The organism is Flagellimonas aequoris, from assembly GCF_003584165.1.
In the GTDB taxonomy this organism is placed as follows: Bacteria; Bacteroidota; Bacteroidia; order Flavobacteriales; family Flavobacteriaceae; genus Flagellimonas; species Flagellimonas aequoris.
This window is the reverse complement of record NZ_QXFJ01000019.1, coordinates 64,648-79,801: the sequence shown is the minus strand read 5'-3', so window position 1 is coordinate 79,801 and position 15,154 is coordinate 64,648. Positions and strand designations below refer to the sequence as shown.

At 43.4% G+C, this 15,154-nt stretch carries 9 protein-coding genes; 1 reads left to right on the top strand and 8 read right to left on the bottom strand.

Annotated features, from left to right (window positions below; translation table 11 throughout):
• Nucleotides 1-158: 158 nt before the first annotated feature.
• The 8 genes from D2U88_RS08615 to D2U88_RS08580 all read right to left on the bottom strand — a co-directional run bounded on the left by D2U88_RS08615 (nucleotide 159) and on the right by D2U88_RS08580 (nucleotide 14,304).
• A complete protein-coding gene (locus tag D2U88_RS08615; RefSeq protein ID WP_119639955.1) occupies nucleotides 159-1,694 on the bottom strand; it encodes a glycoside hydrolase family 43 protein in 1,536 nt (511 codons plus the stop codon).
• Nucleotides 1,695-1,740: 46 nt separating this feature from the next.
• Nucleotides 1,741-2,937: a proline dehydrogenase family protein gene (locus tag D2U88_RS08610; protein ID WP_119639974.1), complete on the bottom strand. Its 1,197-nt coding sequence runs from the start codon at nucleotides 2,935-2,937 to the stop codon at nucleotides 1,741-1,743.
• Nucleotides 2,938-3,102: 165 nt separating this feature from the next.
• Nucleotides 3,103-4,719: an amidohydrolase family protein gene (locus tag D2U88_RS08605; RefSeq protein ID WP_119639954.1), complete on the bottom strand. Its 1,617-nt coding sequence runs from the start codon at nucleotides 4,717-4,719 to the stop codon at nucleotides 3,103-3,105.
• Nucleotides 4,720-4,782: 63 nt separating this feature from the next.
• Nucleotides 4,783-6,276 carry a S10 family peptidase gene (locus D2U88_RS08600; protein WP_119639953.1) on the bottom strand — a complete coding sequence of 498 codons (1,494 nt, stop codon included), beginning with the start codon at nucleotides 6,274-6,276 and terminating at the stop codon, nucleotides 4,783-4,785.
• An 11-nt stretch (nucleotides 6,277-6,287) separates the two neighbouring features.
• Nucleotides 6,288-7,796, bottom strand: a complete 1,509-nt coding sequence (locus D2U88_RS08595) for a S10 family peptidase (RefSeq protein ID WP_119639973.1) — start codon at nucleotides 7,794-7,796, stop codon at nucleotides 6,288-6,290.
• 206 nt (nucleotides 7,797-8,002) lie between these two features.
• The gene (locus tag D2U88_RS08590) at nucleotides 8,003-9,424 is read right to left on the bottom strand and encodes a SusD/RagB family nutrient-binding outer membrane lipoprotein (protein ID WP_119639952.1); all 1,422 of its coding nucleotides are present in this window, start codon (nucleotides 9,422-9,424) and stop codon (nucleotides 8,003-8,005) included.
• Nucleotides 9,425-9,442: 18 nt separating this feature from the next.
• Nucleotides 9,443-13,006 (bottom strand): SusC/RagA family TonB-linked outer membrane protein, encoded by a 3,564-nt coding sequence (locus D2U88_RS08585; protein WP_119639951.1) that lies wholly within the window; start codon nucleotides 13,004-13,006, stop codon nucleotides 9,443-9,445.
• Nucleotides 13,007-13,149: 143 nt separating this feature from the next.
• Entirely contained in the window at nucleotides 13,150-14,304 is a 1,155-nt protein-coding gene (locus D2U88_RS08580; RefSeq protein ID WP_119639950.1) for a FecR family protein, read from the bottom strand.
• A gap of 166 nt (nucleotides 14,305-14,470) precedes the next feature.
• On the opposite strand from D2U88_RS08580, the gene D2U88_RS08575 reads away from it, so the two are divergent.
• The gene (locus tag D2U88_RS08575) at nucleotides 14,471-14,959 is read left to right on the top strand and encodes a sigma-70 family RNA polymerase sigma factor (protein WP_119639949.1); all 489 of its coding nucleotides are present in this window, start codon (nucleotides 14,471-14,473) and stop codon (nucleotides 14,957-14,959) included.
• Nucleotides 14,960-15,154 lie beyond the last annotated feature (195 nt).

Below are 15,154 nucleotides of genomic sequence, written 5' to 3'. Positions count from 1 at the left end.
CAATTTATCCTTGAAATAAATAGAAAATAACAAATCGGTTGAATTGCAAACACTTTTTGAAGCAAATCGGCAGAAGTGGTCGTGAGGATAGACCATTCCGAGTCAATAGAAATCCAAAGACAGAGTTTACCAATCTTTGATGGGGCCGTTTGTCTTTTCTAATATTTTATACTAAAATCATCGAACTTGGCTTCTGCATCCCCAGAAATGCTGTCTTTTTTAATCTGTATTCCCACTTTCATACCGGAAGACCACCATACGAGGTTATCCCCCTCCAATGCATTCAATGATTTCCATTTTTCATTGGCAGTTTGATAACTGAAATCAATTTTTTTGGAATCGGTTACTTTGGCCTTAAGCCAAACATTCCTTGCATTTTTCAATGTTACACTGGCCATTTCTTCGTAGGTTCCATCGGCTATCTTCCACAATAGTAGCTTTTCCCCCTTTACACCTAGTCCTAAACTTTTATCCTTTGTAGTATAGAACACAAGGCCCTTGAGCGCATGGTTGGTATTTTTAACTTTTACAGAAAACTCAAAATCAGAGTCATCGGGAATCACACATAAAACGGCTCCCGTTTTATTATTGGGATCGGGATGTGTCTCGATCAATTTTAATTCGCCGTTGGCTAGTTCAATATCAAAATCGGTGGCCCGTAAATTTTTACGCCAAGATTTGTTCAGTAGAGCATGTTCAAAGTTATCGGTAAAATTTTTTAGAAGCCTATCCTTATCAGAGGTTTCTTCTTCCACTTTAAAATAGGGCCATCCACTATTTTCATCCCAATACATTTCACTGAATACAGCTGCCCTTCCAAGTGTGGGAAAACCTTTGGTATTGTATGCATGATAAAGGTAGTACCACTTGTCTTTTGTATGGATTACCGTACCATGCCCAGGACATTTCCACGAACTGTTTCCTATGATCAGTGGATTATTGGGAGCTTTTTCCCAAGGGCCTTCCATACTTTTAGCCCGTGCAACTCCAACTTGATAGTTGCATTGCGGACCACAACATCCGTTACCCGAGTATATCATATATAGATAGCCATTCCTTTTTACAATACACTGCCCTTCGATCATATTCTCTTCAAATGCGGAATCATCTGCAGTGATGGTGACAAATTCCTCACCCATGAGGGATAAACCATCGTCCGATAACTTTGAACCCAACAGGGTAACTGGTTTACTGGGCTCCAAGCCATACGCTTTCCATGTAATATAAGGTGTGCCCCTATCTTCATAAACAAAAGCATCAATAGCTTCATTACCCCATTCTATTATGACCCCTTTATCCTCAAACCCTTTTGAAATATCCTTGGTTGTGGCGACACCTATTTTTGAAATACCATCCTTTGCCCTTGCCGTATAATAGCAGTAGAATGTACCGTCCTTATAAAAAAGCTCTGGAGCCCAAAAACTGGACATGGCCCAATCCGGCGTCTCTTGAAACACATGCCCCAAAAGCTCCCAATTTTTTAAATCGATGGATGTATAGATGGGATAAATGGGGGCCCAATCCCCGGAAGTCCCAGTAGCATAATAAACACCATCAACTTCAATGATGGAAGGGTCCGGAAGTTCTCCCGGAATTACCTGGGTTTGCTCCACAAGGCTTTGGGCATTCAAAGGGTGGATAAGCAGTAAGGTACAGGTAAAAAAAAGAAAAATACTTAGGATGTTACGATTCATGGTATGGTCATTTCGGATATAGAATCTCCTAATTTAAAAAGAATTCTTAATCAATATCCCCCTGTACTTCCTTTCTCCTTTTTAGCTCTTTCTTTAGCAATTGCAGCTCCCTTGAGGATTGTGAACCCACAGATGAATTTTCTTCGGCCCTTCTGATCAAATAGGGCATTACATCGCGAATAGGCCCAAATGGCACATACTTGACCACATTGTAACCGTTTTCGGCCAAATTGAAACTGATGTTGTCACTCATTCCGAACAATTGTCCAAACCATATCCTGGCATCGTCATTGAGTAATTTTTTTTCTTCCATTTTTTGAACCAATTGCATACAACTTACCTCATTGTGTGTTCCCAAAAAAAGATCGAAAACTTCCAAATTCTCCAGAACAAAACTCATTCCGTGGTTAAAGTTCTTATCCGTTGTTGACTTATCTACACAAACAGGACTCTCATAGCCTTTGGCCAAGGCCCTGTCCCGCTCCTTTTCCATGTAGGCGCCCCTAACCAGTTTTACACCTACCCTAATGTGGTGCTTTTTGGCAAGCTCCTTCGACTGTTCCAAATATCTCATCTTGTTCCATAGGTACAATTGTACGGTCGTATATACCACCGTTCTTTTTGTATTGAACCTTACCATCATTTCTTCGGTCAATTGATCTATTGCCTTATGGCTCCATGATTCCTCGGCATCGACCATGAGCTTCAGGTCAGCGGTTTCGGCAACAGCCATGCAAATACTTTCAAATCTCTTCTTAACCTTGGCCCATTCTTCCATCTCAGAAAGTTCCAAAGGCAGGTCTTCAGAGACTTTTTGAAACAATTCCAATCTTCCCAAGCCGGTTGGTTTAAAGACCAAAAATGGTATTTGCTCTTGAAGCTCCGAGAAGTTACATATGTCCAACAAGGCAGCAAGTGTACGGTCAAAATTTGCTTCGTTATCAGCTCCTTCGACCGAATAGTCCAAAATGGACATTACTCCCCCTTCGGCATACAGCACATCGATATTCGACTTGCATTCCTCCAAGGTTTCGCCTCCACAGAATTGAAAAAATATGGTCTTTTTCATAATAGGTTCTATGGGCAATCTTATTTTAAAGGCAATTTGCATCAATACTTTGCCTACTCGGGTCAGCCAACCGTATCCCAACAAGCTGAACAAAAACTTCGCCTTGCCCAATTGTTCCGTTGTCTTGGATTGGAAGGCTATTTGGGTATTATTAAAATCTATGGTTTTTGACATGGTCATTTATTTTTGAAAAAACCTTGAAAACGCCTATTGATAACCAAGCAAAATCAAGGGTTGATACTACCATGAATAAAGTACCGCGGCAAATGACTTCGCCGCGGCACATAAAAGGGCACACTAACCTATAATAAAAACAACTGCTTGTAAACAACTATCTAATTAGCCCTTTATTCCTGGTTGCAAAAATTTGTAATTCGTTTTTTCTTTCTCCTTTTTCACCATTTCCCTTACATCTTCCAACAATTTTTTGGCGTCATAAATTATCCCATCCTTGATGGTATATTTTACCCCGCCCACACGGGTTACGGTATTGTCTTCCTGAAGTTTGATGGCCCCAGTGCCGTAGAGCGTCTTGAAGTTTTCCAATGGATTCTCTTCAAGAATCACAAAATCGGCCAATTTTCCAACGTTAATGGTTCCAATCTTGTCCTCCATACCCAATGATTCTGCACCATTCAAAGTGGCCGCCTTGATGACTTCAAGTGGGTGGAACCCTGCCTCGCGCAACAGTTCCATTTCACGGGGGTAGGCAAATCCGTAGAGTTCATATATAAAACCTGCATCGGTCCCCACAGTGACCCTACCGCCACGGTTCTTATATTCATTGAGGAAGGTCATCCAAAGCTCATAGTTCTTTTTCCAATTGATCTCCTGTTCTGTACCCCAATAATGCCAATAAGAGCCATGGGATTGCCTACTTGGCGAGTAGAACTCCCAAAGGGTAGGCAATGTATATTCCTCATGCCATTCGGCCCTTCTGGCCCTATCCAAATCCCTGTTGGCCTCGTATATGACCATGGTAGGGGAAAGAGAAAAATCCAGGGAAAGTAATTCGTCCATTACCTCGTTCCACTTTTTTGAATATGGTTTTGCTGCCTGTTCCCATAAAAGCCCTGCTTCCCCAAATCGGTCTTGCTCATTCTGGTAGTTATAGTCCAAGGAATAGTTTTGTACGGTCCTGTCATCGAACAAGGCCTCTGGAAGACCATACCAGTGCTCCATGGAGGTAAGTCCTGCCCTGGCACTGTTCAACACATTCCATCCTCCCACATAGGTTTGGGAATGGTGCATTTTGGAGCGCAATCCCAACTTTTTGTTCTCTTCTAATGCAGCCTGCATAATCTCTGGCGGAGATCCAAAAAATTTGATTCCATCCGCTCCATTCTTGGCGTTCTGTCTCACCCATTCCCTCGCTTGCTCAGGAGTTGCAATGGTCGTACTGGAATTGGCTCCAAAACGGGTAAAAGCCCTGATCCGTGGGGCGGTAATCTTGTTGGCCGCACTTTTTTTCTTTTCATCCAATACCCAATCCAGCCCATTGCCACAGCCAGGATCTGCTATAGTGGTAACCCCATGTCCCATCCACAATTTGAACACATACTCGGCAGTGGTGCCCTGGGAATTGCCCCCTATATGCGCATGGGTGTCCACAAATCCTGGTAAAATGTACATTCCCTCAGCATCCAGTTCCTTCCCTCCTGGTTTTAACACAGGACGTCTTTTTGGGTCAATGGGAACACCTGGGTAGCCCACTACCCGCACATCGGTTATCACATTGTTTTCCACAACAATGTCCACCGGTCCTTGGGGAGGTGCAAGAGTACCATTGATCATGGTGGCTCCCCTAATGATCAGCTGGTTCCATGGGCCTTCTCCCTCTGCTCTTTCAGGAGCTTTTGCAATCTGCCCAAAACTATTTTGTGCAACTATAAGGCAAATACTCAACAGGAGGATTTGCTTTAAAGCTTTCTTTTTACTTCTTATTGATACCTTCATTTTTCTTGCTTTAAAAGCCAATGGGCATCTGCATGTGTGCCCATTGGCTCAAGTTGGGTTGGTTTATCTTTTGTATTGCGCTGGCTGTCCTTCCTTGGGAGTGGTCTGTTTTATGAATTCCCGAATATGTTCGTTGGCATTTTGCAGATCTTCCTTTCTCAGGTACATCATATGCCCGCTTCGGTATCCTCTCCAACTCATTCTATCTTTAAGTCTTCCGCTCAAATCCATTTGCCATAGGTTGTACTTGGCATTGAAATAATCCGTACCGCCATCATAATAGCCCGATTGCACCATGACATGCAGGTATGGATTCTGGGACATGGCCTGTCTTAGGTCGTCCCCTGTGGTATTCCCACTTCTATCCCAAGGACGAACCGGACCGAACATATTGTAATGCAAATCCGTATCGTACTTTAAAACATTCTTTATGTAATAATTGATGGCAGGGGTAAATGAGTGTAGCCAAGTGGTAAGTTCCGGTGCATAATCCGGACGTTCCCCGGAATTGTTCTTGTCCAATCCCAAATATCTGGAGTCTAACCTGCCAATGGTATAGCCTTCGTCCCTGAGCAATTCTTTCCAAAAAAAGTTCTTCGGAATCCTCAGATTGTGTTCCATAACCACCTTTTCAGACAATCCGGAATATCGAGCAATGCGCTTGGCAGCTTCTTTCCTTTCAGCATCCGAGATGGAACCTCCCTTGGCCATAATGGGAATGAGTTCATTCACCGTATATTGTTCAACTTCTGGCAACATGTCCGTCAGATCCTTGTTCTGAAGGTCCACTGGCAGTTTTTTATGATACCAAGCCGCTGCTGCATAATAGGGTAAGAAGTTGGCGTCCCCCACTGCTGTTCCCCTTTCTATGCCCAAGCCAGTGGGCGATACCAAGATCACTCCGTTCAGGTACATCCAATGGGAGTTCTGTAATTCCAAGGAAAGCCCAGAAACACGGGGTGTCCCATAACTTTCCCCAATAAGATATTTAGGGGACTCCCAACGGTTTTGACGGGTCACAAATGTATTGATCCAGGTGGCCAAATACTCAATATCTGGATTTACTCCAAAAAAGCGCTTGGCCACTTCCTTATCATCCATGGTGTCCACTGCCCTAGAATAAGCTGTATTGACCGGGTTGACATAGACAATGTCCGCCACGTCCAAAATGGAGTACGGGTTATCCTTAATACCATAAGGTTGAACAGGATAGCCTTCATCATCAATGGAAAGAATCTTGGGACCCGTGTAGGCGATATGCATCCATACCGAAGCCGAACCAGGTCCTCCGTTAAATGAAATGACCAATGGTCTTTTAGACCTATCACTGATACCGGTCCTTTCATAGTATGTAAAGAAAAGTCCCGCTATAATTTTTCCTTTCTCGTCCCAAACAGGTTGCTTACCCGTGGTGGCCCTATACTTGACCGGAACTCCCTTTATGGTCACTTGCCCTGTAGTGGTCACGGTGGAGTCCATATCGGTGTTCAATTGTTGTGCATGCAATGGCAGGGCAAAGACAAAGCATACCATGGCGATTGCAAAAAATCTGTTCATTTTCATAATATTTATCCTTTGGTTTTTCTTAGATATTGGGCAGGTTGGCCTTCTTTGGGGGTTGACTGCTTTATAAATTCCCGAATATGGTCCGTGGCCGATTCAAGGTCCTCTGTCCGTAGGTACATCATATGACCACTGCGATACCCCTTCCAACTCATCCTATCCTGTAGGTTTCCGCCAACATCCATTTGCCATAGATTGTATTTGGCATTGAAATAGTCCGTGGCCCCATCATAATAACCGGACTGAACCATTACATGAAGGTATGGGTTTTGGGACATGGCCTGGCGCAGATCATCCCCTGTTGTGTTGCCACTCCTATCCCAAGGCCGCGTATGACCTCCAATGTAATAATCCAAATCTGTATTGTAATTCAAATAATTTTTGAAATAATAATTGATGGCAGGCGTGAAAGAATGTTGCCATGACCTGATCTCAGCGGCATAATCCGGACGCTCACCGGAATCGTTTTTATCCAATCCCAGATATCTGGAATCCAATCTTCCGATGGTATAGCCTTCGTCGCGTAGCAATTCTTTCCAGAAAAAGCTCTCTGGGATTCTCAAGTTATGCTCCAAGACCACTTTTTCCGACAAACCCGAATACCTTGCAATGCGTTTTGCCGCTTCCTTTCTTTCCGCACCTGAGATGGAACCTCCTTTTGCCATAATGGGAATCAGTTCATCTACCGTGTATCGTTCAACCTCGGGAAGCATATCGGTCAAATCCTTGGACTGTAAATCGGCTGGCAATTTTTTGTGGAACCAAGCAGCAGCCGCATAGTAGGGAAGTTGATTGGCAGCCCCAACCGCAGTTCCTCTTTCTATACCTAAATCCGTAGGCGATACCAAGATTACCCCGTTCAAGTACATCCAATGGGAGTTTTGTAATTCCAAGGAAAGTCCGGAAACACGGGGTGTCCCATAACTTTCCCCGATAAGATATTTAGGGGAATCCCAACGGTTTTGACGGGTCACAAATGTATTGATCCAAGTTGCCAGGTATGCTATATCCTGGTTCACCCCAAAAAACCGCTTTGCCACTTCACTATCTTCCATGGTATTCACGGGTCTTGAAAAACCTGTATTCACGGGTTCTACATAAACGATATCTGCTACATCTAGGATGGAATAATGGTTTTCCTCCACCCCATAAGGTTGTACCGGATAACCCTCATCGTCAACAATGACCCTGTATGGTCCAGTATACCCCAAATGCATCCAAACCGAAGCGGCCCCCGGACCACCATTAAAGGAAATGAACAATGGTCTCTTGCTGCGGTCCTTTATATCCGTGCGTTCGTAATAGGTAAAATAGAGTCCCGCTATGATATTTCCTTTTTTGTCCCATACCGGTTGTTTACCGGCAAGGGCTTTATATTTTACAGATTTCCCCTTTATGGTTACCTCACCAAAGGTGGTAACGGTGGAATCCATTTGGGTATTCAATTGTTGGGCCGATACCGATAGCCCCACCAAGAACAATCCTAAAATCAGGACGCTTAATTTTCTACTCATCTTTTTGTTATTAATGTTTTTGGGCATGATCTTCAAAAACGCATGTGCACTTTTCAGTACTTACCACAGCATCCGTTAGAAAAAAGGGCAGAGTCTCATTTTTGAGCAACAGTAGAGAATATGAGATGTTCTGCCCTTTCATAGCTAATCAAACGGAGGGTAGATATGTTGGATTGGCCAAGACCTAGATCCCGGCCAATTTTTCATCAATTCACATCCCAAAAAAGTTTTGTGGTCAACAGGTCACCTCCAACCGAAGATGCCGCACTTTCATAATTGGCCCTGTTCAAAGTCTGTTCAGAGATTGGATAGGTAAGCCTAACGGGCACCGTTGGTACAAAGGATTGGTCTGGAGCTGCAAGCTGCGGGTAATCCAATCTTCTATATTCGGTCCAAGCTTCCAAACCTTGGTTGAACAAAGCAACCCATTTCTGCATTCCTATTTTCTCTTGCCAAGTTCCGGTTGCAGTGGCATAATCCACATTGGGATCTGCCAAATAAGCATCTGCACTATCACCAAGACCGTAGTATTCGAAAGAGGCACGAATAGCCTCCGTGTAATGTCCAGCCGCATCGGTCACACCTGCTATGCTTCGCTCAGCAGCCTCTGCCAATAAAAACTCCACAGTCGAATAATCCATGAATATCACCGGGGTGGCTGGTTGATAGAACAAAGTGCCAAATTTGGAGTAGTCTGCATAGGCTACAACCAAACCAGATGGAGAACCAAGATAGACCCCATCCATACCATCAACTTCTTGAAAGAACACTGCTATCCTTGGGTCATTCAATGAGTTCATATAATCCACAAAGGGTTCACAGCCCACAAAATCACGTCTGTTACCCACGGCAAGGTCGGTCCAAAGTTCCGCGGTGTTGGGCTGAGATTCCAAATGTTCTACCTGAGCCAAATCATCATTGGATGTAAAAATGTTGGGCAGGGCGGCGGTTATGGCCTGTGTGCCCAAAGTTGCATCAGCATCGATCACGCGCATTCCCATCTGTAGCAAAAGGGAACCTCCAAACTTTTTCCAACCTGCAACATCACCTCCATATAGGATGTCCTGCCCCCAGGAACCCTGGGATTCATCCAAGGTACTGATGGCAGCCGTCAAACGGGAAATGAGATCTGGATAAATGGTATTATCCTCATCATATCCTGGTGAAATGTTGTCATAATCCAATGCTTGTGAATAAGGGATATCCCCAAAAGATTCCACAAGCTTGGCAAAGGTAAACACCTGCATGATCTCAATGATCGCCAATTGATTGGAAGCAACCGTTGCATTGGCAGGAGGGTTCTCCTCTATTACCTTGGCGCTCTGTTCCAAATTTATAAGTACTCCCATATAGACAGCATCCCAAGTAAAGTTGGAATAATAGGTGGTACCTTCGTTATAAGTTACCGAAGATATTTGCTGTACGAGCAACCTTGTGGTGTTCCATGGGTTACCATTGGCACCATAGGTAATACCGCTCATAAGGTCCGACATGTTTTTAACGGCATTGTTGAAGAAGGTCTCCGCTGGAGCTTCAGTGGCATTTTTTATGTCCACGTTCATATCCTCCAAATCTCCAGAGCACGAAAAAAACAGGGCTATTAGAAATATGATAAAATAGTTTTTCATTGTTGTTTTTTTTCTGGTTTAGAATTGAACTTGAAGGTTGACACCAATGTTTTTGGTTGTAGGAAGCACACCATTTTGAGATCCCTGAAGGTTACCCGAACTTAGGCCGGCCTCCGGATCTGCAAAAGGAAGATTTTTATGGATAATCCATAGGTTAGAGCCTACAACTCCCAATTTAAGGGATTGTATCTTTAGCTTTTCCATAAAACTCATTTTTGGAAAACTATAGTTAAAAGCCACTTCCCTTAGTTTCACATAAGAGGCGTCGTAGATGAAATATGCCCTTGGAGCCATAACGCTTCCGGTTGCATTCCTATAATTGTCCATGGCTGTCCTCACGGTGTTGGGCGAACCATCTGGTGCAACCCCGTCAAGAATGATACCTCCACCATCTGCAAGGGAGTTTCGGATCGGGTTACCCAAATCGTTCAATCCCACAGACCATTTGTACAAACCTGATCTATTACCTGTAGCAATATCATTGGAATAAACATCCCCTCCTTTTTGGATATCGATCAAAAAGCTCAGATCAAAATTCTTATACTTGAACGAGTTAGTGATACCCGCGTTCCAGTCTGGTGTAATGTTTCCTATCACGTTGTTGGAAGTAGTAGTGCGCTCATAGGCTCCAGTTGTCTGGTTTACCACAGGCTTGCCATCCACATAGATGTAATCCGTACCTTGAATAGTTCCGTAAGGTTCTCCTACGGTCGCATTTATGCTTACCCCGGAAACACTACCCAATTGTAGGTTACTACCTCCTTCAAACAGGGACAATACCTTACTTTGGTTCTTGGACCAGTTTACATTGGCCCTCCATTGGAAATCTCCCGTAGGAATGATAGACCCGTTAAGTGCCACTTCAATACCCTTGTTCTCTATTTCCCCAGCATTTACGTATTTGGAAGAATATCCTGTGGCCGTAGAAATGGCCACGGGAATGATCTGATCCTTGGAGTTGGTCTTATACAGGGAAAGATCCATTCCGATCCGGCTGTTCAAAAACCTCATTTCAAGACCAGCTTCCACACTTACTGTTTTTTCCGGTAGAAGATTTTCGTTGTTTTTTGTTGAGTTTGTACCATACAATGGAACCGAACCGAACGGGGTGGGCTTGTTGAGGACATCCACCAAGCTATTGGCCGGTGCCGAACTACCTACCTCGGCATAGTTCAAACGGAACTTGCCAAAGCTCAACCAAGATTTGTCCATTAAATTGGAGAACACAAAACTGGATGAAATGGATGGATAGAAATAAGTACTGTTTTCAGAAGGCAAGGTCGAAGAGTGGTCGAACCTTCCTGTCAAATCAACATAAATGAGGTTGTCATACCCAAATGATGCAAGGCCATAGAATCCATCAACACCCACTTTTTGAACACTCTCTATGGGTGCGGCAGGTAAATTCAATGAGTTTGATAGCGAGTACAATCCCGCAAGTACCAAACCACCATTGGTCTCTGCATATATGGAACTTAAATCGGTCCTTCTAATATTGGTACCAAGTACTCCACTGATGTTCAGCTTATCCGTAACATATTTGTTGAAGTTCAACATAAGGTCATAGTTCTCCTCACTGTAGTTGATGTTCCTTCTGGAATATCTTCCCACAGCTCCTGCAGTGCCTTCATTGTTCCTTTCTTCTTGGATAAAGGAATAGGTATCTAAAGAAACCCTTCCCTCAATGTTCAACCAATCCGTAAACTTATATTTTACGGAAACATTACCGAATACCCTGCTACGCGAATCATTCTGGTAGTTTTCATAAACCACCCAATAAGGGTTGTCGATGGTACCTCCCATAAAAGGATCCACATTGGTGCCCGTGTTGAAATAGGCATCCTTCAGTTCTTGGACCCCTACGTTCATGGCCCAGTATTTTCTCATGGATGAAATAACGTTCTGGGCGTTGGCACCCGTTTCGTTACCTGTTCTGTTTCTTCCCAAGGCATCTGTAAGAATGTAGTTTGCGCTACCGGACACAGAAAGCTTTTCAGTAATATCAAAAGAAGTGTTTATGGACACATTGTGCCTAGTAAGGTTACTGTTGGGCATAATACCAGATTGTTCAAACCTAGTATAGGCTATACGATATTGAGATCCTGTTCCCGCACCGGCAACGGCCACACTATTGGTAGTGGTCACAGGTGTATCAAAGAACGTAATCAGCTTGTCTTTTGGTGCTACCCAAGGAGTGGGCTGCAAGTAATAAGGAGATCCTTCATAAAAGGAATCCCATTGGTATACCATTAGATTGGAATCGAACGGAGCACCATAGGAACCATAGGCTGTTGCAGGGGTTACCAAATCAACGGTACCATCGCCGTTGGCATCCGTATCCACAAAAAAACTGTCCCCGCCACTTCCATATACTGCACCGTAACCGGTACCGTATTCATATTGAAAATCGGGCCAGGTGGATTTGTCAATCCATCCAGTGGTAACACTGGAGTTAATGGTCACCGTTGGTTTTTGTTTGGCCCCGGCTCCTGATTTTGTGGTAATAATGACCGCTCCATTGGTGGCCCTAGATCCATAAAGCGCGGTTGCGGCTGCACCTTTCAGTACATTGATGGATTTGATGTCGTTCGGGTTAATGTCCGAAGCCATGTTCCCGTAATCGAAACCACCTGAACCACTCTGCTGGTCCGAGCTATTAAAGTTGGAGTTGCTCACCGGTACCCCGTCCACAACAAAAAGTGCCTGGTTGTTACCGGTCAAGGATGTGCTACCCCTTATAACCACGTTGGTGGACCCACCAAGGTTGGTATTCCTTTTGATCTGGACCCCTGCGATCTTACCTGAAAGTGCGTTGGTCACGTTATCTGTTGGGGTTCGGTTCACGTCCTCACCGTCTATTTCTTGGGTGGCATATCCCAAAGACTTTTTCTCCCTAGAAATTCCTAGGGCCGTTACCACCACTTCATCCAATTGGGCAGAATCTTCCTGTAGTTCTATGGTCATTGGGGCGCTACTTGTAACCTCAACCTCGGTAGTCCTAAAACCGATATAGGAAACGACCAATATGTCCCCTACCTCGGCCACAATGGAAAAATTTCCATCAAAGTCAGTTTGGGCTCCATTTGTAGTCCCTTTAACCAAGATATTGGCACCGAGCAAAGGCATTCCATTAAAATCAACCACCGTACCTGTAACAGTGGCCTGGGGCACAGGAGCCTTGTTGGGTTCCAAAGCGGAAGCCCCTTGTGTGGACATAATTTTAGTGGACTTCATCAATATGATCTGGCGCCCCCTAACCTTATACACTATGGGCATGTTCTTGAACAATTGGGCAAGAACGTCGTCCAAATTTTGATTGCTGGCCTTTAAGGTCACCTTTTTTTGCAAGGGGATTTGGCTGTACTCGTACATAAAACGGTACTCGGAGCGGGACTCTATCTCCCCCAATGCCTTTTCAAGGGTAACCCCTTCCAGTTCAAGAGATAGCTTGTCCCCTTGGGAACCAGGCCCTGCTTGAATCTGGATGATTGAAGCGATTATTAGAAAAATGGTCAGTTTGGTTGGTAAACCATTCTTCAAGAATCTCTTTATAAAAAGAAATCTGGATGGTTTTTTTTTCATAATTTTGAGTGATTTAAATTAGTTTGAATCGAATTTTATTACACAGTTTGAGAGGGAATGGGCCAACATTCCCTTTTCTTTTGTGTATTTTTTAAAAAAATACTTATATCATAGGCAAAGCTTTTAGTTGTTCATATTCAGGTTCAATTAATTACAATAAGTTGGTGTGTTCCCGTATCCCCCTCTTTCATGTTGTATTCAAAGGGAACTATGACCTTTAAGGCCTCCAAAACATCAGCAATCGTTTCAACATTTCTATTATAACGGGCATTGAATGTGAGTTCCGCTAAATCCTGGTTATGGTTGACAATCGATACATTATATGTTCTTTCGAGCTTCAACAGGAGGTCACTAAAAGGGGTGTCCCTGAACACGATTTCACCGGTCAACCAACTGGTATACAGCGAAGTGTTCACCTGTGAAATTTCCATTTCCGCTTTGGATTTGCTCCATGTACCCTTGTTACCCGGTTTCAGCAATAAAGTATCACCGGGGTTGGCAGAATGGCTGAGGCTTACCGAGCCCTCCACCAAAACGGTACTGATATCGTTCTGCTCCGCATAGGCGGATACATTGAACTCCGTTCCCAATACCTCAACGGCCACATCATCGGAGTTTACAATAAAAGGATGCTCCCTGTCCTTTGAGACCTTAAAATAGGCCTCGCCTTCCATGAACACCTCACGCTTGCCTGCTTTTGGAAACTTTGCGGGAAACTTGATCTTGGTACCCGAGTTTAGTTCCACCCGTGTCCCATCAGAAAGCAACAAGGTGAACGTTTTTCCATAAGGAATTTGTAGTTCATTATATACCAAGTCCTCTGATGTAGATTCTCCAATGTATCTAAGAAGGTTATCTTCCTGTACCGCTACCACCTCGCCCGAGGGCAATGAAATGGTCTGCTTCTTATTTGCGAGAATAGCCCTTATGTCCTTACCTGTATTCAAGGTAATCACATTCCCTGCAGGCAGCCCAATATCCTTGGGTGAATCGATCATATATTTGAAGAACAAGGACAGACACACTACCCCAATAAATATGGCGGCGTATTTCATGATACGTGGCATTGTCAATCTCCTCACCTTGCTACCATGGAGACGTGTTTGTAGCTTGGACCAATCTTCGTCGACATCCATGCCCTCTAGCACGTCAAGGGATTCATCAACCAAGCCTTGGGACCACAATTGCTCCAACAGTTCCCTGTCTTCCACAGATAGCTCGCTTTCGGGAATCCCACTCAGGTTCCCCGATTTCTTTATCAATTTTAAGTATGACTGTATTTGTTCCTTACTGGACATGAAAATGGTTTTCTAATCTATAGTTGTTTTTTTTTTCATTCAGGGTGACAATTTTTTATTTTTTTTTAAATCCCTAATTTTTAAGGCATAAAATGTAATTTGGTAAAAATTATTTTATTATTTCATTAACTTTAAGTTTCCTAATAACCCCCAAACCAGGAAAATTATGACAAGTAGGGTGGAGAAGTTATTTAAGGATAACTATACTTTCTTATGTCTTGTCTCTTTCGCTATCGTAAAGGATAGGGATGTTGCTAAGGATATTGTCCAGGATTTTTTTGTTTCGTTCTGGAACAAGAGGGAATCCATATCCATTACAACATCTTTTGCATCCTATGCAAGGAAGTCGGTGAAAAATTTGAGCCTGCTCTATCTTGAAAAAGAAAAAAAGGAAAAAAGGGTCCGTAACGATTTGGATTCGGACAACTTCAGTACACAACCCGCTTCAGAAAAATCATCCAAGAACAATAAGTTATATGACCTTTTGAATCAGATGCCCGATAAGCGAAAGGAAATCTTCATATCTTTTGTGGTGGACGGAAAAAGCTATTCCGAAATTGCCGAATCCAAAGGCGTCTCCAAGAATACCGTTAAAACCCAAATGAAACGGGCATATGCCTTCCTAAGGTCTCACAAAAAGGAGGATTTTATTTGACCTACCATCCTCATTGACCAAACATACATTTACTTCTTCAGCTAGAAGCTGAATATTACCCGAGGCTCCTATTATCTTATCAATTGGAGAACCTATGCTATACAATAAAAAATAATCTTTTGTCACCCCTATTGTACTTTTTTCCAACACTATACTAAGGGATCATCCAAATCCCTTCTCAATTTATGGTACCTC

Bases quoted from the DNA above. Each gene is read 5' to 3' on its own strand.
- D2U88_RS08600 (WP_119639953.1), bottom strand. From the start codon at position 6,276: ATGAACAGATTTTTTGCAATCGCCATGGTATGCTTTGTCTTTGCCCTG.
- D2U88_RS08595 (WP_119639973.1), bottom strand. From the start codon at position 7,796: ATGAGTAGAAAATTAAGCGTCCTGATTTTAGGATTGTTCTTGGTGGGG.
- D2U88_RS08580 (WP_119639950.1), bottom strand. From the start codon at position 14,304: ATGTCCAGTAAGGAACAAATACAGTCATACTTAAAATTGATAAAGAAA.
- D2U88_RS08590 (WP_119639952.1), bottom strand. From the start codon at position 9,424: ATGAAAAACTATTTTATCATATTTCTAATAGCCCTGTTTTTTTCGTGC.
- D2U88_RS08605 (WP_119639954.1), bottom strand. From the start codon at position 4,719: ATGAAGGTATCAATAAGAAGTAAAAAGAAAGCTTTAAAGCAAATCCTC.
- D2U88_RS08615 (WP_119639955.1), bottom strand. From the start codon at position 1,694: ATGAATCGTAACATCCTAAGTATTTTTCTTTTTTTTACCTGTACCTTA.
- D2U88_RS08610 (WP_119639974.1), bottom strand. From the start codon at position 2,937: ATGTCAAAAACCATAGATTTTAATAATACCCAAATAGCCTTCCAATCC.
- D2U88_RS08575 (WP_119639949.1), top strand. From the start codon at position 14,471: ATGACAAGTAGGGTGGAGAAGTTATTTAAGGATAACTATACTTTCTTA.
- D2U88_RS08585 (WP_119639951.1), bottom strand. From the start codon at position 13,006: ATGAAAAAAAAACCATCCAGATTTCTTTTTATAAAGAGATTCTTGAAG.